Annotated in this window: 18 protein-coding genes; 11 read left to right on the top strand and 7 right to left on the bottom strand. The window is 73.4% G+C overall.

From position 1 onward, the window contains the following. Positions 1–43: 43 nt before the first annotated feature. Positions 44–1336: a peptide ligase PGM1-related protein gene (locus ACFWUQ_RS27290; protein WP_384543215.1), complete on the bottom strand. Its 1293-nt coding sequence runs from the start codon at positions 1334–1336 to the stop codon at positions 44–46. 205 nt (positions 1337–1541) lie between these two features. On the opposite strand from ACFWUQ_RS27290, the gene ACFWUQ_RS27285 reads away from it, so the two are divergent. Together ACFWUQ_RS27285 and ACFWUQ_RS27280 are read left to right on the top strand one after the other, a co-directional pair. After that, the gene (locus ACFWUQ_RS27285; RefSeq protein WP_384543212.1) at positions 1542–1994 is read left to right on the top strand and encodes an SRPBCC family protein; all 453 of its coding nucleotides are present in this window, start codon (positions 1542–1544) and stop codon (positions 1992–1994) included. A 154-nt stretch (positions 1995–2148) separates the two neighbouring features. Next, positions 2149–3039, top strand: a complete 891-nt coding sequence (locus ACFWUQ_RS27280) for an SDR family oxidoreductase (protein WP_384543209.1) — start codon at positions 2149–2151, stop codon at positions 3037–3039. A gap of 105 nt (positions 3040–3144) precedes the next feature. Here the strand turns inward: ACFWUQ_RS27280 and ACFWUQ_RS27275 are convergent, their stop codons facing one another. Further along, on the bottom strand, positions 3145–4239 hold the full coding sequence (locus ACFWUQ_RS27275) for a glutamate--cysteine ligase (RefSeq protein WP_384543206.1): 1095 nt from the start codon (positions 4237–4239) through the stop codon (positions 3145–3147). Positions 4240–4358: 119 nt separating this feature from the next. Between ACFWUQ_RS27275 and ACFWUQ_RS27270 the strand changes: the two genes are divergently transcribed. From ACFWUQ_RS27270 to ACFWUQ_RS27260, 3 genes are all read left to right on the top strand, one after another. After that, positions 4359–5108 (top strand): DUF72 domain-containing protein, encoded by a 750-nt coding sequence (locus ACFWUQ_RS27270; protein ID WP_384543204.1) that lies wholly within the window; start codon positions 4359–4361, stop codon positions 5106–5108. Positions 5109–5196: 88 nt separating this feature from the next. Continuing rightward, positions 5197–7293, top strand: coding sequence for a DUF4139 domain-containing protein (locus ACFWUQ_RS27265; protein ID WP_384543201.1), 2097 nt, complete (start codon positions 5197–5199; stop codon positions 7291–7293). 8 nt (positions 7294–7301) lie between these two features. Next, positions 7302–8861 carry a DUF4139 domain-containing protein gene (locus ACFWUQ_RS27260; protein ID WP_384543198.1) on the top strand — a complete coding sequence of 520 codons (1560 nt, stop codon included), beginning with the start codon at positions 7302–7304 and terminating at the stop codon, positions 8859–8861. 7 nt (positions 8862–8868) lie between these two features. Here the strand turns inward: ACFWUQ_RS27260 and ACFWUQ_RS27255 are convergent, their stop codons facing one another. Beyond that, entirely contained in the window at positions 8869–9297 is a 429-nt protein-coding gene (locus ACFWUQ_RS27255) for a Fur family transcriptional regulator (RefSeq protein ID WP_384543195.1), read from the bottom strand. Positions 9298–9533: 236 nt separating this feature from the next. Here ACFWUQ_RS27255 and katG point away from each other — a divergent pair, with 236 nt between their 5' ends. Beyond that, positions 9534–11723 carry a catalase/peroxidase HPI gene (gene katG, locus ACFWUQ_RS27250; protein ID WP_384543192.1) on the top strand — a complete coding sequence of 730 codons (2190 nt, stop codon included), beginning with the start codon at positions 9534–9536 and terminating at the stop codon, positions 11721–11723. Positions 11724–11806: 83 nt separating this feature from the next. On the opposite strand, the gene ACFWUQ_RS27245 is transcribed toward katG, so the two are convergent. Together ACFWUQ_RS27245 and ACFWUQ_RS27240 are read right to left on the bottom strand one after the other, a co-directional pair. Continuing rightward, complete coding sequence (locus tag ACFWUQ_RS27245; RefSeq protein WP_384543190.1) at positions 11807–12199, bottom strand: hypothetical protein; 393 nt, start codon at positions 12197–12199, stop codon at positions 11807–11809. Positions 12200–12235: 36 nt separating this feature from the next. Beyond that, positions 12236–12718 (bottom strand): hypothetical protein, encoded by a 483-nt coding sequence (locus tag ACFWUQ_RS27240; RefSeq protein WP_384543187.1) that lies wholly within the window; start codon positions 12716–12718, stop codon positions 12236–12238. Between the two features lie 304 nt (positions 12719–13022). On the opposite strand from ACFWUQ_RS27240, the gene ACFWUQ_RS27235 reads away from it, so the two are divergent. The 5 genes from ACFWUQ_RS27235 (at position 13023) to ACFWUQ_RS27215 (ending at position 17569) form a co-directional block, all read left to right on the top strand. Then, positions 13023–13856, top strand: a complete 834-nt coding sequence (locus ACFWUQ_RS27235) for a class II glutamine amidotransferase (protein WP_384543184.1) — start codon at positions 13023–13025, stop codon at positions 13854–13856. A 46-nt stretch (positions 13857–13902) separates the two neighbouring features. Beyond that, positions 13903–14322 carry an SHOCT domain-containing protein gene (locus ACFWUQ_RS27230; RefSeq protein ID WP_384543181.1) on the top strand — a complete coding sequence of 140 codons (420 nt, stop codon included), beginning with the start codon at positions 13903–13905 and terminating at the stop codon, positions 14320–14322. Positions 14323–14376: 54 nt separating this feature from the next. Then, complete coding sequence (locus tag ACFWUQ_RS27225) at positions 14377–16245, top strand: glycoside hydrolase family 15 protein (RefSeq protein ID WP_384543179.1); 1869 nt, start codon at positions 14377–14379, stop codon at positions 16243–16245. 28 nt (positions 16246–16273) lie between these two features. Next, positions 16274–16960 (top strand): GAP family protein, encoded by a 687-nt coding sequence (locus ACFWUQ_RS27220; protein ID WP_384543176.1) that lies wholly within the window; start codon positions 16274–16276, stop codon positions 16958–16960. Between the two features lie 144 nt (positions 16961–17104). Continuing rightward, the gene (locus ACFWUQ_RS27215; protein WP_384543173.1) at positions 17105–17569 is read left to right on the top strand and encodes a DUF6325 family protein; all 465 of its coding nucleotides are present in this window, start codon (positions 17105–17107) and stop codon (positions 17567–17569) included. Between the two features lie 58 nt (positions 17570–17627). Here the strand turns inward: ACFWUQ_RS27215 and ACFWUQ_RS27210 are convergent, their stop codons facing one another. Both ACFWUQ_RS27210 and ACFWUQ_RS27205 read right to left on the bottom strand, forming a co-directional pair. Further along, positions 17628–17942, bottom strand: coding sequence for an SHOCT domain-containing protein (locus ACFWUQ_RS27210; RefSeq protein WP_384543169.1), 315 nt, complete (start codon positions 17940–17942; stop codon positions 17628–17630). 120 nt (positions 17943–18062) lie between these two features. Further along, positions 18063–18977, bottom strand: coding sequence for a CinY protein (locus tag ACFWUQ_RS27205; protein WP_384543166.1), 915 nt, complete (start codon positions 18975–18977; stop codon positions 18063–18065). Positions 18978–19031: the final 54 nt, after the last annotated feature.

Below are 19031 nucleotides of genomic sequence, written 5' to 3'. Positions count from 1 at the left end.
GCCCCGACGCATCGCGTCGGGGCGGACGGCTTTCGGCCGCCGGTCAGCGGTCCTCGAACTCCTCGAACTCCAGCGCCTTCGCCAGCGCCCGTTCCCACTCCCGCACCGCGTCTGCCTGAGCGGCGACGACCGCGTAGCGCCAGGAGCGGCCGTCCGGCGGGGCGTCCGCGTAGAGCACCACACCCTCGCCGCGCCCGGGGTCGAAGGCGAGGCCGTGTCCGCGCAGCCGGTCGGCGGCCGCTTCGAAGCCGAGGGGCCGCCGGGTCCGCTTCTTCGACACGGCCCACGCCGGGACGGCGACCCCGGACACGGCCGCGAGCCGGGTGACCATCGTGTGGGGTGTGGTGGTCGCGGTGCGGCGGACATTGCTCTCCCCGGCGTACGCGACGCCGTCCGTGTCGATGAGGGCGTCCAGACCGAACGGGCCCAGGTACCCCCGGTCCGCCAGGTGCCGGCCCAGGCCCATCCCCCACTCCTCCAGTTCGGCGGCCACATGGGCGCAGGAAGGGGGCAGGGGGGACACGTATCCCGTGAACGAGCCCCGCTCCGTCCGCATCGCGCCGCTGAACAGGGCGCGGGTCCCGGAGGGGGTGTTCTCCATCTGGATGCTGACCGACTCGGCCACGGGCAGGCACTCCTCCACCACCCACGTCCCCTGGGGGCCGCCGACGGCGTCAAGCGCCAGTGGTGCGTGCCGCATGTCCTCCCGGGAGAGGAACCGCAGACCGTGGCCGCCCGCGGACCGGTCGGGTTTGACCACTACACGCTCGTACCGCTCGTGCAGCCGCCGCACTGCCTCCGCCACCTCCGGGCGACGGCACACCCGCCCCTCCGGCAGGCGCATCCCCACCTGCTCGGCGGCTCGGCGGAAGCCGGCCTTGGTGTTGAGCAGCATGACGGTCGGCAGCGCCGCGGCGGCCTCCTCGATGCTGCCGTACGGGTGCACGGTCAGCCCGAGGTCCCGCGCGAACGCGAGGGCGGACGCGTCCTGGGCGGTGGGCAGCAGGGCCGTCCCCGGCCGGGCCGCGTGCGCCCGTACCTCGTCGAGGAGTCCGGCGCGGCGGACCGCTTGCGCGAGGGGGACGGCGCCGAAGGACGGCACGTCGACGACCGGCGCCTGCTCGCTCGACACCCCGGTCAGCGCGCTCACGTACCGGCGGAACCCACCGCTCAGCGGTACCGGAGTCACCAGTACGTCACCGGGCCGCAGCAACCACGCCTTGCGCGGCGCCTGCTGCGCCCACTGCGCCAGGACCGGGCCTTCGTCGAGGTCGACCGCCAGGTCCGAGAGGAAGTTGGCAAAGACCACGAAGGGTCCCGTGTCCGGCTCGCTCACCGCTGTTCCTTCCGCCGCTCCTGGTACCCCGCGCCCGTGATGCCTTCCACGGCACGGGAGGCCCCTACCCTCCCGGGGCGGTCCGAGACCGGCGGCCGGGAACTCCTCCCCCCGCGGTCCCTCGTGGGACGGGCGTGAGATGCGGGCGGATGCGGGTACCCGCACCATGACCGTGATGTCACACCCCTCGATGCGAGGACTCGCCATGGCTGTCCGTCATCAACTCGTCCGCCGTCCGCCGCGTGAGGTGTGGGCGGTTCTCGCCGATCCGCGCCGGTACGGGGAGTGGGTGGTGGGTCCGTCGGAGTCGACGCCGCTGGATGCGGTGTGGCCGCAGGTGGGTGCGCGGTTGCGCTATTCGGTGCGGTTGGGTCCGTGGTCGGCCGAGGGGGTGACGACGGTACGCCATCAGGAGCCGGGCCGGGAGCTGGAGCTGGAGGCGGCGTTCAAGTCGCTGGGGACGGCGCGGATCCTGCTGCAGCTGCGGCCCTGGGGCGAGGAGACCCTGGTCGTCTGCGACGAGCACCCCCTGCGCGGCCTGGGCGGAAAGCTCCACAACTCCGTGACCGAAGCGGCCCTCCAACTCCGGCACCGCGGCATGCTCGCACGCCTCGCCTCACTCGTGGAGAGCCGGCCGCATCCGGTCGTCCACGTATGACACCGCCCTGAGCGCGGCGCCGGGCGCGAGGCCGGGCGCGGTTCCCGGCGCTCCCCGTGCCGCCGCGGCTGCGACCCGGCGCGGACCGCACCCGCCGGCCGTGCCCGGGTCCGCCGGCACCTTTTGTCCACTCTCAGCCCTGACGGGAGATTCCATGTCCCAGGAAGCACCCCGGGTCCCCGATCCGACGACCCTCCACCCCCGCCCGCCCTTCCCCGACCAGGAGCAGGACCACCCCGGCGCCACGGAGGCGATGGAACCTCGACCCGACCACGGCGAGGACTCGTACCGGGGCCACGACGTGCTGCTCGACCGCGCCGCGGTGGTCACGGGCGGTGATTCCGGGATCGGCAGGGCGGTCTGCCTGGCCTTCGCCCGGGAAGGCGCGGACGTCGTCTTCACCCACCTCCCCGAGGAGGCGGACGAGGCGGCCGAGACGGCGCGCCTGGTCCGCGCCGCGGGCCGGAAGGCCGTGCCGGTCCTGTGCGACATCCGGGACGAGGCCGAGTGCGTCGCACTGATCGAACGGGCCGTCGGGGAGTTCGGGCGCGTCGACATCCTCGTCAACAACGCCGCCTACCAGATGTCCCAGCCCGACGGCATCGAAGCGATCACCACGGAGCAGTTCGACCGGGTGATGAAGACCAACCTGTACGGGATGTTCTGGCTGTCCCGGAAGGCCCTGGCGCATATGCCGCGCGGCGGGTCGATCATCAACACCACCTCGGTCCAGGGCTACCAGCCGAGCCCGCACCTCCTCGACTACGCCATGACGAAGTCGGCGATCATCTCCTTCACGCACGGACTGGCGCAGATGGTCGCGGAGCGCGGCATCCGCGTCAACGGAGTCGCCCCGGGACCGGTGTGGACCCCGTTGATCCCCGCCACGATGCCCGACGTGAAGGAGTTCGGCGAGCAGTCGCCCATGGGCCGCCCGGCGCAGCCGTCCGAGATGGCGCCCGCCTACGTGTTCCTCGCCTCGCCCGCGGCGAGCTACATCACCGGGGAGATCGTCAACGCCACCGGCGGCACGCCCCTGCCCTGACGCTGTCCCCGGAACGGGTACAGCCCGGCCCGCGTGCGGGCCGGGCTGTACCGCGCTGTCCGTCGGTCGCGCGGGGCGGGACCCGGAGGGGGCAGGGGTCGCGCCTCAGTCGGACGAGGTCACTCCGGTGACGAGGTCGATCAGGCCCGGCAGCCCGGCCTCGGCCAGAGCGCGGCGCTGGCGGTCGGCGGGAGTCCCCTCGCGCAGGAGCCGGTGGACGAGGGCGCTCACCCCCCGCAGGTCGCCGGTCTCCTCCAGGGCGGGGGTGAGGTGCCGCAGGAGCGCGTACAGCACGTCGCCGCTGCTGTGCGGGCGGCCCTGCGGATCGACCAGGGTGCTGTTCAGACCGTGCCGGGCCGCGTGCCAGTTCGCGGCCTGCACCAGTTCCGGTGCGGGCGCGGGGAGCGGGAGGCCCGCCTTCTCCTCGGCGATCGCCGTGGCGACCAGCGCGCGGACGATCCCGGCGAACATGACGGCGTCGTCGGCCCGCAGCTGCACGTCCAGGCAGCGCACCTCGATGGTGGGGTAGCGGTCGGACAGGCGCGCCTGCCAGTAGACCTGGCCGCGGTCGGCGATCACGCCGGAGTCCACCAGCGCGTCCAGCCTGCGTTCGTAGTCGGCCGGCCCGTCGAAGTGCGGCGGCGGACCGCTGACCGGCCACCGGCCGAACACGATGGTGCGCCAGCTCGCGAACCCGGTGTCGCGGGCGTCCCACAGGGGCGAGTTGGCGGACATGGCCAGCAAGGTCGGCAGCCACCCTCCGATCCGGTTCAGCACCGCGACGCCCGTCTCCCGGTCGGGGACCTCGGCGTGGACGTGCATGCCGCAGATGAGCTGCTCGTCCACCAGCTGCCGCGCCTCCCCCTCCATCCGCAGGTAGCGCAGCGTCGGCGTCACGGGGACGGGCGAGGCTCCGCGTAGCGGCGCCGCGCCCGTGGCCGCGATCCGGCAGCCGTTCGCCTCGGCGGCGGACGCCAGCGCGTGCCGCAGGCGCAGCAGGTGGCCCCCCACCTCCTCCAGTGTCGAGCACACCGGGGTGGCCACTTCGATCTGGGCCTGCAGCAGCTCGTCCTGGACCTCGGCGCGCTCCGCGAAGGGTCCCAGACCCGCGGTGCGACGCACCTCCTCGACGAGCGGCCTCGGCTCACCCGTGACGGGGTCCACCAGCAAGTACTCTTCTTCCACGCCCACTGTGATCACACCATGCGACTACCCGGTCACCTCATGATCATCCTCGCGGACGGGCACCCGTGTCACCCCGCAGCGGCCTCGGCCGCGCCGCGCGGCATGGCGGGGGCCCGTGAGGGCAGGCGGACCGTATGGCCGTTCTCGTGGGCACCTCCGGATGGCAGTACCGGGACTGGTCGGGCGTGCTCTACCCCTCCGACCGGCCGCAGCGGCTGTGGCTGGAGGAGTACGCGCGGCACTTCGCCACCGTGGAGGTCAACAACGCCTTCTACCGGCTGCCGTCGCCCGAGACGTTCACCCGGTGGCGGGCGCGCACTCCCCCCGGCTTCGTCATCGCCGTCAAGGCGAGCCGCTTCCTGACGCACGTCAAACGGCTGCGCGAGCCGGCGGAACCCGTTGCGCGGCTCATGGCGCACGCCGCCCCCCTCGGGGACCGGCTCGGCCCGGTCCTCCTCCAGCTGCCGCCCACGCTGCGAGCCGACCCGGCCGCCCTCGACGCCTGCCTCGCCTGCTTCCCCGCCGGTACGCGCGTCGCCGTCGAGCCCCGGCACGCCTCCTGGTGGACCGAGGAGGTGCGCTCCGTGCTGACCGACCGCGGTGCGGCGCTGTGCTGGGCCGACCGGCGGTCGAGGCCCGCGGCTCCCCTGTGGCGCACCGCGGACTGGGGCTACGTACGCTTCCACGAGGGACGGGCCCGGCCGGCGCCCCGCTACGGTCGGACGGCGCTGCGGACCTGGGCCGATCGCGTCGCGGACACCTGGCCCGCGGAGGCGGACGTGTTCGCCTACTTCAACAACGACCCCGGTGGAGCGGCGGTGGTGGACGCCCGGGCCTTCCGCCGGCTGACCGCGGGCCCCCCGGGTGCGCGCCCCGACGCGTAGGGCTCCCGCCGTCCGCAGGACTCCCTGTCCCGGCCCGGCAGCCACGGCGTAGGCTGCGTCCAGCACGAACGCGGCGGGGGGCGGGGCAGTGACGGCAGGGACGGCGCAGGAGTGGGGGGCGACCCTCGATTCGGTGGTGGTGTACGCGCGGGGCGCGGTCTGCCGCCGCATCGCGCGGGGCTGCGTGCCGCCCGACGGCCGGGTGCGGGTACGGGGCCTGCCCCGCTCGCTGGACCCGGGCTCGCTGCGGGCCCGCGTCCTGGGCACCGCCGGGGTACGCGTCACCGGGGCCCGGGTGGAGGTCGAGGCCGAGGCGGTCCGCACGGCTGCCCCCGAGGGGTTGCGGCGCGAGTTCGAGCGGCTGAGCGACGCGCACGCGGCCGCGCAGGGGCGCCGGGACCGACAGCTGCGCCTGATCGAGGAGATCGGGGCGCTGCGCCCGGTCCCTCCCGTCGCCGTGCCCGAGGACCCGCACCGCCGCACTCCGGTCGAGGCGTGGCTGGAGCTCGCCGACTTCGTCGACGAGCGGCTCGCGGGCCTGCACGCCCGCCTCGGTGAGCTGGAGGAGGCGCTGGTCACCGCCGCGCACGAGCGCGCCGTCGCCGCCGACCGGCTCGCCCGCGCCTCCACCGACGCGCCGCCGGCGCACGTGGAGACGACGCTCTGCGCGCTCCTGACCCTCGACCGCCCGGATCCCGCCGAGACGGACGCGGGCGCGGACGTGGAGGTGGAGGTGGAGTACGCGGTGCCGGGCGCCGTCTGGGCGCCCACCTACCGGCTCGCCCACCGCCAGGGCGACGGCAGCGGCAGTCTGGTGCTGCGTGCCTCGGTCGCCCAGCGGACCGGCGAGGACTGGAGCGGTGTGCGCCTCGCCCTGGCCACCGCCGACCTGCGGCGCCGCACCGACCTGCCGAAACTCCGCTCGATCCGGATCGGCCGCCGCCAGCCCGCCCCCGCGCCCTCCGGCTGGCGTGAGCCCCCGGCAGGGCTGGCCGACCTGTTCGCCGGGTACGCGGCGGCCGGCCCCCGGCCCGCCCCGCCCGCCACCGGTGCCGAGACCCTCGTGGGCGGCCGCGCTTCCGGTCCCGTCCCGCCGCCGCCCCCTCCCCCGCCGCCGGCGCCCCAGGCTCCGCAGGGCTACGTTCCGGTGCCCGGCGGGGTCCACGGCTCCGCCCCGGAGCCGTTCGGCGGCGCGCCGGCGTTCCTCGCGCAGCCCGCCCCCGCGCAACCGGCGGCCCGGCCCCGTACCGGAGCCCAGTCCTTCGCCGGGGGCCCGGCCGCCCCCGCCGGAAAGGCGTCCGCGCCCCGTGCGGCCGCGCCGCCGCCCCAGCCGGCCCCGGCCGCGGGTCCGCCGCTGCCGAGCGATGCCGAGCTCGACTACGCCGCTCTCGTCCTGTGCGGACCCGAGGAGGTGGGCAGCCGCAGGGGCCGCCTGTTCCCCGGCTCCTCCTTCGACCCGGTGGCGGACGAGCACCGCCGCCGCGCCGAGGCCGTCGGCGCGCTGCCGCTGCCCGGACAGGCGGTGCCGCCGCGGCTGTCGGCCGGCTCCTTCGACCACCGCTTCGACGCCGCCGCCCGCGCCGACGTCCCCTCGGACGGCACCTGGCACACCGTCACCATCGCCGAGGTCCCGGTCGGCCTGCGCACCGAGTACCTGTGCGTGCCGTCCGTGGAGCAGACCGTGTACGCGACGCTGGTGCTCTCCAACGCCACCGACCAGGCCCTGCTGGCCGGGCCGGTCGAGGTCACCGCGGACGGCGAGTTCCTGCTGACGGCCGCCCTGCCCACGCTCGCGCCCGGCGGCGTCCGCCGGGTGGGTCTCGGGCCGGCCGAGGGCATCGGGGTGACGCGCCGTACGAGCATGCGCGAATCGACCTCGGGCCTGCGCGGCAACACCACGGTGCTCGACCACCGCGTCCACGTGGAGCTGGCCAACCGGCTCCCGGGGCCCGTCACGGTCGAAGTCCGCGAACGGGTGCCGGTCTCCTGCGAACCGGACGTCCGGATCGAGGAGCGCGCCGACTGGGCGGCGCCGGAGGAGGGCACGGGACCCGACCGCCACGCCCCGGGCACCCGCGTCTGGCGGCTGGACCTCGCCGCCGGCGCCACCGCCGCCCTGAGCGGCGGTTACGAGATCCGCATCCCGACCGGCAAGGCCCTGGTCGGCGGCAACCGCAGGAGCTGACACACCCCATGTCCACGGCCCCGGAGGCGATCGCCCTCCCCGTCACCGCCGTCACCTGCCTGGAGGACCGCGCCCAGGTCGAGCGCACCGGCGTGCTCGACCTGGCCGCGGGCGTCCAGCGGCTGCGTCTCGGGCCGGTCAGTGCCCTGGCCGTCGACCGGACCCTCCATGCCGAGCTGGGCGCCGGTTCCGCCGCGACCGTGCTCGACGTACGCCTCGTCCGCGCCTGGACGCCGCGCGGACCGCTGCCGTCCGCCGACGACTCCGCCCTGCGCCGCCACGCGCACGCGCTCGAAGAGGAGCGGCTGGACCTGGTGTGGCGGCGCGATCGGCTGCGTACCCGCCTTGACCTGCTCGACCGCCTCACCGCCGATCTGCTGCGGGACATCGGGGAGGGCGCGGGCGCCGGGGAGAGCGACCGGGCCCGCTGGGCGCGGGAACTGGACCGGGTGGACGGTGAGCGCGACACGCACGGAGAGCAACTGCGTACCGCGGAGGCCCGGCTGACCGCCCTCGCGGTCGAACTCGCCGAGACGCGCCGGGCCCTGCGGCTCGCGGAGGAGGAGCCGGCGGAGCTGGTGGCCCACGTCGAGCTGACCGTGGAGGCCGCGGCCGCCGGGCCGGTCGAGCTGAGGCTGAGCCACCTCACGCCGTGCGCGCTGTGGCGGCCCGCCTACCGCGCCGTGCTTCGAGGGGACACCCTGACCCTGGAGACCGACGCGATGGTCTGGCAGCGCACCGGGGAGGACTGGTCGGACGTACGACTGACCCTGTCGACGGCGCGCTCGGGGCAGGCCGCCGATCCGCCCCGGCTGGGCGAGGACCGGCTGGCGCTCCAGGACCGCTCGGCGGAGGAGCGCCGCACGGTCGACGTCGAGCTCCGGGAGGAGGAGACGGGGTCCCTCGGCCCGGCCGCGGTGCTGGGTCTGCCCGGCGTGGACGACGGCGGCGAGGCGCGGGTGCTGAGATCCCCCGCGACGGTGTCCGTGCCCGGCGACGGCCGCGCCCACCGGGTACCGCTCTCCGTCTTCACCACGTCCGCGACCAGCGAGTACGCCTGCACGCCTGAGCTGTCGCCGCATGTCGCGCAAGCGGTGCGGTTCGACAACCGGTCGGGCCACGCGCTGCTCGCCGGACCCGTGGACCTGGTCCGCGGGAGCGGGTTCAGCGGGCGCGGCACGGTGGAGTTCACCGCCCCCGGCGCCGTCGTCGAGCTCGCCTTCGGCAGCTGCGACGACCACGGGGTGGACCGGCTGGCGCAGGAGACCCGCGACACCACCGGGGTCATGCAGCGGACCGTGGTCACCCGTACGGTCCGGCTGCACCTGTCCCGGTTCTCCGCCCCCGGGGAGCGGGGCGACCGGGTGGTCGTCCTGCGGGAGCGGATCCCGGTCTCCGAGGTCTCGGCGGTGGAGGTGCGCCTGCGCGAGGACGCCTGCTCCCCCGCGCCCCACGAGGTCGACGACGAGGGCATCGTCCGCTGGGACGTCTCCCTCCCGCCCGGCGGCCGCCGGACGGTCACCCTGGTCTACGAGCTGTCGGCGAGCGCCAAGGTCGCCGGGATCTGAGCCCGGCTCATTCCCGCGGCGGCCCGGAGGCGCAGGCCGGGCACAGCCCGCGGTAGACGACCTCGACCTCGGACACCGTGAAGCCGAACCGCTCCCGCGCGTCCAGTCCGGTCATCGGGTCGCCGGTCGGGTGGACGTCGCGGATGAGGCCGCACCCGGAGCACACCAGGTGGTGGTGCGGGCGGTGCGCGTTGGGGTCGTACCGCTTGGCCCGGCCGTGGGCGGCCAGCTCCACGACCTCGCCGAGCAGTACGAGTTCGCCCAGAGTGTTGTAGACCGTCGCCCGGGAGATCTCGGGGAGCGCCTGCGCCGCGCGGGCGTGCACCTCGTCCGCGGTGAGGTGCACGTGCTCCCCGCCGAGGGCCTCCGCGACGACCCGCCGCTGGGAGGTCATGCGCCAGCCGCGTCCGCGCAGGCGCTCCAGCAGGTCACTCATCTCGGCTCACCTGTTCGGGGTCGGGGAATGTGCAGGAGTTTACCCCGCGGGTGTCCCGAACATGTCCGGGCTGTCGCGGGAAGCGGGCGAGGACTCCTTGTTGCGCGGCAATGCCCTGCGTGTTCTCTCGGCCGTGCGGTCCGCGGTGCGCGACCATACGGACGCCGACGCCCTTACGCGCTCGAATTTCCGGCGTCGCCCGTAGCGGGATCACCGAGACAGGAAGAAGGACGGACGTGTCCGGCAGCGAAAGCGAGAACCCTGCAATCCCCTCCCCGACTCCCGAGCCGACCCGTCCGCGGACGAATCGGGACTGGTGGCCCAATCAGCTGGACCTCCAGGTCCTCCATCAGCACTCGCCCCGGTCCAACCCCATGGGCGGGGACTTCGACTACGCGGCGGAGTTCGCGACCCTGGACGTGGACGCGCTCAAGCGGGACGTCTTCGAGGTGATGACGGCCTCGCAGGACTGGTGGCCCGCTGACTACGGCCACTACGGGCCGCTGTTCATCAGGATGAGCTGGCACGCGGCGGGGACGTACCGCATCGAGGACGGCCGCGGCGGCGGCGGTTCCGGTGCCCAGCGTTTCGCCCCCCTCAACAGCTGGCCGGACAACGCGAGTCTCGACAAGGCACGCCGTCTGCTCTGGCCGGTCAAGCAGAAGTACGGCCGGAAGATCTCCTGGGCCGACCTGCTGGTCTTCGCCGGCAACTGCGCCATGGAATCCATGGGGTTCAAAACCTTCGGTTTCGGTTTCGGCCGGGAGGACATCTGGGAGCCGGAGGAAATCTTCTGGGGGCCCGAGGACACGTGGCTCGGGGACGAGCGGTACAGCGGCGACAGGGATCTGACCGGGCCATTCGGTGCCGTGCAGATGGGATTGATCTACGTCAATCCGGAAGGCCCCAACGGAAATCCGGATCCTCTCGCCGCCGCGCGGGACATTCGCGAGACGTTCGGGCGCATGGCGATGAACGACGAGGAGACGGCCGCGCTCATCATCGGCGGCCACACCTTCGGCAAGTGCCACGGTGCGGTCGACCCCCAGTACATCGGCCCGGAGCCCGAGGCCTGCCCCGTGGAGCAGCAGGGCCTCGGCTGGCGGAACACGTACGGCAGCGGCGCGGGCGTCGACGCGCTGACCAGCGGGCTGGAGGGCGCGTGGACCTCCGAGCCGACGAAGTGGGACAACGGGTACCTGGACAACCTGTTCCGGTACGACTGGGAGCTGACGACCAGCCCGGCCGGCGCGAAGCAGTGGACCCCCACGGATCCCGCGGCGCGGGACACGGTGCCCGACGCCCATGATCCGTCGAGGCGGCACGCCCCGATGATGCTGACGACGGACCTCGCGCTGAAACTGGACCCGGTCTACGCGCCGATCGCGCGGAACTTCCACGAGAACCCGGACCAGCTCGCGGTCGCGTTCGCCAAAGCCTGGTACAAGCTGCTGCACCGCGACATGGGCCCCCTGTCGCGCTATCTCGGGCCGTGGATTCCCGAACCGCAGCTGTGGCAGGACCCCGTGCCCGAGGTCGATCACGAGCTGGTGGCCGACGCGGACGTCAGCGCCCTCAAGGACCGGGTGCTGGCCTCGGGGCTGTCCGTCTCCCAGCTGGTCACCACGGCGTGGGCGGCCGCCGCGAGCTTCCGGGGCACCGACAAGCGCGGCGGGGCCAACGGGGCCCGGCTGCGCCTCGCGCCGCAGAAGGACTGGGAGGTCAACGACCTGCCGGAGGTGGCGGAGGCGGTACGGGTCCTGGACGGGATCAGGCAGGACTTCAATGGCTCCCAGACCGGCGGGAAGAAGGTGTCGCTCGCCGACCTGATCGTCCTGGGCGGGTGCGCGGCCGTGGAGCGGGCCGCGAGGAACGCCGGGCACGAGGTCACGGTCCCGTTCGCGCCGGGACGTACGGACGCCTCGCAGGAGCAGACCGACGTGGAGACGTTCGCCGTCCTCGAACCCCGGGCGGACGGGTTCCGCAACTACCTGCGGGCCGGGGAGAAGCTGCCGCCGGAGACACTGCTGCTGGACCGGGCCAACCTGCTCACCCTGTCCGCACCCGAGATGACGGTCCTGGTCGGCGGTATGCGGGTCCTGGACACCGGCTTCGGTCAGTCCCGGCACGGGGTCCTCACCGACCGACCGCAGGCGCTCACCAACGACTTCTTCGTCAACCTGCTCGACATGGGGACGCAGTGGAAGGCGTCGGAGTCGGCCGAGAACGTGTTCGAGGGTCGGGACCGCGCCACGGGCGAGACCAAGTGGACCGCGACCGCCGTGGACCTCGTCTTCGGTTCGCACTCCCAGCTCCGCGCCCTCTGCGAGGTCTACGCGTCCCGGGACGCGGCGGAGCCCTTCGTGCGGGACTTCGTGGCGGCGTGGGACAAGGTCATGAACCTCGACCGGTTCGACCTGGCCTGATCGCGACGGAGGCGGCCGCGCGGCCCCGGGGCGGTGGCTCCGGGGCCGCGGCCCCGGGCGGTCAGCGGCCGCCGGGTGCCGTCTCAGTCGCCGCGACCGCGGGCACGGGCCCGGTGCCGGGCGAGCAGGCGTGCGAGGAGCTCGCCCGGCGTCCGGGCCGGCGGCGTGCGGCCCGGACGCAGGCGCTCGTCGCGCGTGAGGGGCACGCTGGGCATCAGGTAGCGGACGCCCTCCGTCTCCAACACGCAGATCGGGACCTCGCCCGCCTCGTCGGGATGGTCGAGCAGGACGACGAAGGGCCGCGGGCGGTCCCCGGCGATCTCGCCCCCGATGGTGACCGTCCCCGTCCGGTGGCCCTGTACGCGGGCGACGACCCGCCCGTCGACGAGCACCTCGACGGGCTGGGAGGGGCGACCGCACAGGACGGTGACCGAATGGCCGTCCTGGTCCAGGTGGAAGCGGTGTCGGGAGCCCACGGCAGCCTCCTCGCGCGCCCGGCCCCCGAGCGGCGGTCAGTACACCAGCTTGTACGACACGTCCTTCGCCACCGGCGCGGGCGCGGTGTCCGTGTACACCAGCCGGATCATCGTGTAGCGCTCGGTGCCCGGCTGGTCCGGCCAGGACTCCGGGGCGCTCAGGGTCACCGTCACCGGGTAGGCGCGAAAGCGGCCGGCCGCGCAGTTGGGGCTGCAGTCGTTCACCATGTCGGTACCGGTGGCCGTCGCGGTCTCCGGCCCCCAGCTGCTCCAGCGGAGCTCGACCAGCCGGTTGTTCCCGTCGCCGCAGGCCAGCAGGTACTCGTCGGGGCGCACCTGCGCCTCGGCGAAGCAGTCGACGACCACGATGGGGTCCGGCGCCGGGGCCGGTACGGCCCGGGGCTGCGCGGAGGCGGGGATCACTGCGGCGACGAGTGCGGCGGCCGCGCACAGCAGGGTGGCCGTCCGCACCCCGGACCTGGCTCGGCGGGCCGGCCGGTTGTCTCCTGAAACATCCACGAGCCACTCCTCACCTGTCGCGACGCGCCGTCGCCGGCGCCGCTCCTGCACTGTCCAGACTCCTCCCTCCCGGTGGACCGCGCACCCGCAGGCCCCCGTGGCCGGCGGGTGCCCCGCGGTCGCGGGGCCGCTCGGGCGTCCCGCGCCGCCGTCCCGAACCCGGTTCCCGCCCGCGTGGCGCTCCTCGGGCGCGGACCCGAGAATGAGAGGTCCGGTGAGAGCGAGCTCTTCGAGGGCCGCGTCCCGGGGGCGAGCGCGGGACGGACCAGTTCCCGCGATGCTGCAGAAACGCAGGTGATCACGCATGTGCCGATGGCTCGCGTACTCGGGGACGCCCATGCTGCTCGACACCATCCTGTACAAGCCGGCTCACTCGCTGATCGACCAGAGCCTGCACTCCAAGCTGGGAGTGGAGACCACGAACGGCGACGGTTTCGGGGTCGGCTGGTACACGGACGGCATCGAGTCCCCGGCGCTCCTCAGAGACGTCGGTCCCGCCTGGAACAACCGCAATCTGCGGGAGATGGCGGACCATGTCCGCTCCCCCCTGTTCTTCGCGCACATACGGGCGTCGACGGGGACCGCCGTGCAGCAGTCGAACTGCCACCCGTTCCGCCACGGCCGGTGGATGTTCATGCACAACGGCGCGATCGCCGGCTTCCACCTGATGCGCCGGGACCTCACCCTGCTCGTCGATCCCGCCCTGTACGCCGACATCGGGGGGACGACGGACTCCGAAGTGATGTTCTACCTGGCCCTCACCTTCGGCCTCGACGAGGACCCGCCGGCCGCCGTCGCCAGGATGGCCGGAGTGGTCGAGCGCGTCGGGCGCGAGCACGGGGTGGAGTTCCCGCTGCAGATGACGCTCGCCGTGACTGACGGCGTACGCGTCTGGGGCTTCCGCTACTCCAGCGGCCACGCGTCCCGCTCGCTGTTCTACAGCAGCAAGGTGGACGCGCTGCGCCGGCTGCACCCGGACATGGCGTTCCTCCAGGAGATCTCCGACGAGACCCGCCTCATCGTCTCCGAGCCCCTCGGCGATCTGCCCGGCGCCTGGAACGAGGTACCGGAGAGCACCTACGGCGTCGTCCAACCGGGCGGCGACGAGCTGTACCCCTTCGCTCCGGTGCCCGCATGACGCTCGGGGCCCGCCGAACCAGCTACGACCGACAGGAGACCGGGCGATGCACCGCGCGCTGCTCAACCTGGCAGAGGACTACGACTACCCCCTGCTGAACATGTTCTGGACCATGATGCTCATCTTCCTGTGGGTGCTCTGGTTCATGCTGCTCTTCCGCGTCATCGGCGACATCTTCCGTGACGACGGCCTGAGCGGCTGGGGCAAGGCCGGCTGGACCGTCTTCGTCATCGTGCTGCCGTTCCTGGGCGTGTTCGTCTACCTCATCGCCCGCGGGCGCGGGATGGGCGAACGCGAGCTCCGCCGGGCCCAGCAGCAGGAGCAGGCCTTCCGCTCCTACGTGCGCGAGAGCGCCGGACCCGCCGATCAGGCCGAATCCCTGGCGAAGCTCGCCGAGCTCAAGAACCGCGGCGACATCACTGCGGCCGAGTACGAGCGGGCCAAGGTCAAGGTCCTCAGTTCCTGAGGACCGACCCAGCACCGGCTGCCCGGGCAGCCTCTATCTCCCTGTGGAGGGCCGATGCGCCCCTACCCGCCGATCGCCGAGCACGGCCTGATCGGGGACCTCCAGACGTGTGCCCTCGTCTCGTCCGAGGGCGTGCTCAACTGGTTCTGCTCACCCCGCTTCGACTCGCCCAGCATCTTCGCCAACCTGCTCGACGACGACCGCGGCGGCTACTTCGCGATCACCGCGGACGCGCCGCCCGGCGCGGGCCCCGACGACGCGGGGGCGGGCAGCCCCGAGGTCGTCACCCAGCAGCTCTACCTGGCCGACACGGCCGTCCTCGTGACGCGCTTCCTCACCCCCGAGGGCGTCGGCGAGGTGATCGACTTCATGCCCGTCCGCGATCCCCGCACCGTCACGGACCGGCACCAGGTGGTGCGGGTCATGCGCGGGGTACGCGGCACCGCGCGCTTCGGCCTTGAGTGCCGCCCCCGCTTCGACTACGGCCGGGCGCCGCACGACCTGGCCTTCGACGGGGTCACGGCCCGCTTCGACGGGCCCGGCATCACCGCGCACCTGCAAGCGGTGGGGCCGGTCGCGCTGGAGGCCGACGGGAGGGACGTCCGGGCGGACGTGACACTGGCCGAGGGCGAACGCGCGGCCGTCCTGCTGACCGTGTGCGACGCCGACGACGCTCCCCCGCCGCCCCTGGGCGCGGACGACGTGGTGGCGGAGTTCGACGCCGTGCGCGACTTCTGGCACGCATGGATCGCAGGCTGTACCTACCGCGGCCGCTGGCAGCAGATGGTCAACCGCTCCGCGATCACCATCAAGCTGATGACGTACGCGCCGACCGGCGCGCCGATCGCCGCCGCCACGATGGGCCTGCCCGAGCAGGTGGGCGGGGAGCGCAACTGGGACTACCGGTACACGTGGGTCCGCGACGCCTCCCTCTCGGTCCGCGCCATGCGCGACCTCGGCTTCACCGAGGAGGCCGGCGCCTTCCGGGGCTGGCTGCTCCGGAGGCTGAGGGACGGCGGCGCTCCCAACGGCGAACCCCTCCAGATCATGTACCGGGTCGACGGCGACCCGTACCTGACCGAGGAGGTCCTCGACCACATGGAGGGGTGGCGCGGCTCCGCGCCGGTCCGTTCGGGCAACGGCGCAGCGGACCAGCTGCAGATGGACATCTACGGCGAGGCCGTCTACGCCCTCGCCCAGACGGGGCAGGTCAGCAACGTCATCGGCTACGACGACTGGCAGCGGTGCGCCGCCCTGCTGGACTGGCTCTGCGACCACTGGGACCGCCCCGACGAGGGCATCTGGGAAACCCGGGGCGGGCAGAAGGACTTCACCTACAGCCGCCTCATGTGCTGGGTCGCCCTCGACCGCGGCGTCCGCCAGGCCACGGCCACGGCCCGCCCCGCCGACCTGGCCCGCTGGACAGCGGCCCGGGACGCGATCCTGGAGCAGATCATGACCCTCGGCTGGAGCGACAGGCGCCAGGCGTTCGTGCAGGAGTACGACAACACGGTCCTGGACGCCTCCCTGCTGCTCATGCCGATGGTCGGCTTCATCGCCCCCAAGGATCCGCGCTGGCTGTCCACCCTCGACGCCATGGACGGCGAACTCGTCTCCGACAGCCTGGTCTACCGCTACGACCCGGAGGCCTCACCGGACGGCCTGGAGGGCTCCGAGGGCACCTTCTCCCTGTGCAGCTTCCTGTACGTCTACGCCCTCGCCCGGGCCGGCCGCCTCCAACAGGCCCGCTACTCCTTCGACAAGATGCTCACCTACGCCAACCACGTGGGGCTCTTCGCCGAAGAGGTCGGCCTGACCGGGGAGCAGCTCGGCAACTTCCCCCAGGCCTTCACCCACCTCGCCCTGATCACCGCCGCCCTCGCCCTCGACGCCGAGCTCGACCACACCGCGGGCGCCGCCTGACGCCCGCTTCCCGAAGGGGTGCGCCGCCATGGCGCTCGACCTGCTCCTCATCGGGTTGGCGGTGACACTGTTCCCGCTGCCCGTCATGGCCTTCGTACTGGTGGTGTCCGCGCCCCGCGGGGTGCGCAAGGGCCTGGCGTTCATCCTGGCCTGGCTGGCGTGCCTGGTGGCCGTCATCGCGATCGTCCTCCTCTTCACGGGCGGGCAGCCGCCCCCGCCCCGCTCCCCGCCCTCGATCGCGGCGCTCGTGGCGACGCTGGTGATCGGTTTCGGCCTGGTCGTCTACAGCGAGCACCGGCGGCGCAGGGGCCGGCGCACCACCGCGACGGCCGACTCCCCCGCCGGGGACGAAGCCGCGGCGTCCGCCGGGACCTCGGTCTCGTCCCGGATGGACGACGTCACCGGATGGTCGGCGGCGGCCCTCGCCGTACTCCTCCAGCCCTGGGGGATGGTCGCCGCCGCGGCCGCCACCGTCGTCCAGGCCGACCTCTCCCACGGCGGGTCCTTCCTGGCCCTCATGGCCTTCTGCCTCCTGGCCACCTCCACCCTGCTGGGGATGGAGCTGTTCATGGTGTTCTCGCCGCAACGGGCCCAACGCGCCCTGCTGGGCATGCGCGCGTCGCTCGAACGGCACAAGGAGCAGGCGATCGTCGTCCTCAGCCTCCTCCTGGGCCTGTGGCTCGTGGGCAGAAGCCTCTACCAGCTCACCGGCTGAGACCCCGCCGGCGGGCGCGGAGGCCGGGGAGTGTGGAGGTGCGGGGCCCTGCGGCGGATGCTGCAATGGAGCCGAGTCCGGCCACCGGTGCATGTCCCCGGCCCGCCTTGCCGGGCCGTGGAGCCATACGCGAGGAGTGCTCTCATGAGCGACGAGATCGAAGACATGGGCCCCGTCGACTATCTGGTGGTCGAGTTCCCCGGGAACCGCATGACGGGTGAGGCGTTCCCCCTGCTGATCGACCTGGTGGACCGGGGGATCATCCACCTCCTCGATTTCCGCTTCGTCAAGAAGGACGCCGACGGGACGGTCACCGCTCTGGAGCTGTCGGCCCTGGACGACGGAGCGGACTCGTTCGGCCTGTCCGTCTTCGAGGGAGCGTCCTCCGAGCTGCTCGACCAGGAGGACCTCGACGAGGCGGGCAACGCCCTCCAGCCGGGCAACGCCGCCGCGATCCTGGTCTACGAGAACCGGTGGGCCGCTCCGTTCGCCCGGGCCCTGCGCCGCGGCGGCGCACAGATGGTGGCGAGCGGCCGCATCCCCGTGCAGGCCCTGCTCGCCTCGATCGACGCGGAGGAAGCCGCCGAGAACGGCCGGCCCCCGCAGTAGTGCGGCCGCACCGGATCGCTGCGACCGGATTGCCGCGGGGACCGGCCGGCGCCGGGGGTCAGGTGCCGAGGAGGCGGCTCTTCTGCTCCGCGAACTCCGCCTCCGTCAGGATTCCCTGCTCCTTCAGCGCGCCGAGTTCCTTCAGCTGGTCGATCTTGTTGCTCATGTCGTCCGCCAGCGGCGCGGCGGCGGCCGGCGCCGGTGCGGGTGCGGGTGCGGCGTACTGCTGCGGGGGCGGAGCGTCCTGCCGCGCGGCGGGTTCCTCCTGTGCGGCCCACCGGCCCGCTTGGCGCCGGGAGACGCGGTTGGAGACCGCCGTCGCCGTACCGGCGACCACCGCGGTGCGCGCGATGCCTCGAAGAAGACCAGGCACGTCGTTCTCCTTTGCTGACGGGCCGGCCCGACAGTCCAACCGCCGGCCCTCCACTCGTTCCAGCATCGCACCTCCGGCGGCGGCCCACCCGGCGGTGGCCGGCGGTGGGCGCGACCGTGTTCAGGTGCAGTGGGCCTGCGGGTCGTCGTGGACCAGGGCGCAGATCATCCGCTCGCCGCGACGGTGGTCCGGATAGGCCGTGAGCAGCTCGGCCTTGAAGTCGTTCCACTGCCGCTTGATCTCGGCGGTGGCCCCGGAGACGGCGCGGTCGAAGTTGTCGCCGTTCTTCGAGCGGCGTGACCCGGCGGTGTCCTTGTTCAGGCCCTGGTTGTGACTGACCCGGTCGGCGCAGTCCTCGGCCTTGACTCCGGTGGAGTCGAAGTCGGGATAGCAGCCGGTCGTGAGGTCGACGGGGATGCGGGCACGTGCGTCCTTCGTCCAGTCGGCGTCCCGCAGGGTGCTGTAGCGGCGGATGTCGAGGAAGGGGGCGACGTCGGTACGTGCCAGTCCAGGAGGATCGGCGAGGCCGACCGGACCGGGCGGGGGCCGGTCCGTCCAGTTGGAGTGCGCGTAGAAGTCCTGGATCTGGTGCCAGCCGCGGCCGAGCTGTTCCAGGACGTCGCACTTGGCGCGGTCGGGCTTCTCCTTCCATACGCAGGGGGAGGACAGGTCGCTCTGGTCGGGCCGGATCCTGCCGTCCGCGTCGACGAGGCCGTCGGCCGCTCTGACCGCGGCCCGGAAGCGGGCGACGGAGGTACGGATGCAGGCGAGGAGCTCGGTGGTGGCCTCGTCCCGGCCGCGGGGATAGCGCGGGGCGTAGCGGGGGGCGAGGTAGTCGGCGTTGTCGCAGTGCAGCGGGCCGAGGAGGAAGTACCCGCCGCGGTCATTGGCGTTGACCGCCCCGTCGCGGGCGTCGGCCATCGCGGCCAGGGTGGCCGGCTCCCAGGGCAGTGCCGCCCGGGTGATGCCCTCGTGGTTCTCACCGGTGAACGCGAGGGCGGTGCCGGGCGGCACGGCGGCCCGGGCCAGTCTCATATACAACTAACCGAGCCCACGAGACCTAATCCCAACACGAATGACGTCTATAGG

This window comes from Streptomyces sp. NPDC058662 (assembly GCF_042716255.1).
Taxonomy (GTDB): domain Bacteria; phylum Actinomycetota; class Actinomycetes; order Streptomycetales; family Streptomycetaceae; genus Streptomyces.
This window is presented reverse-complemented; position numbering and strand designations above follow the sequence as displayed.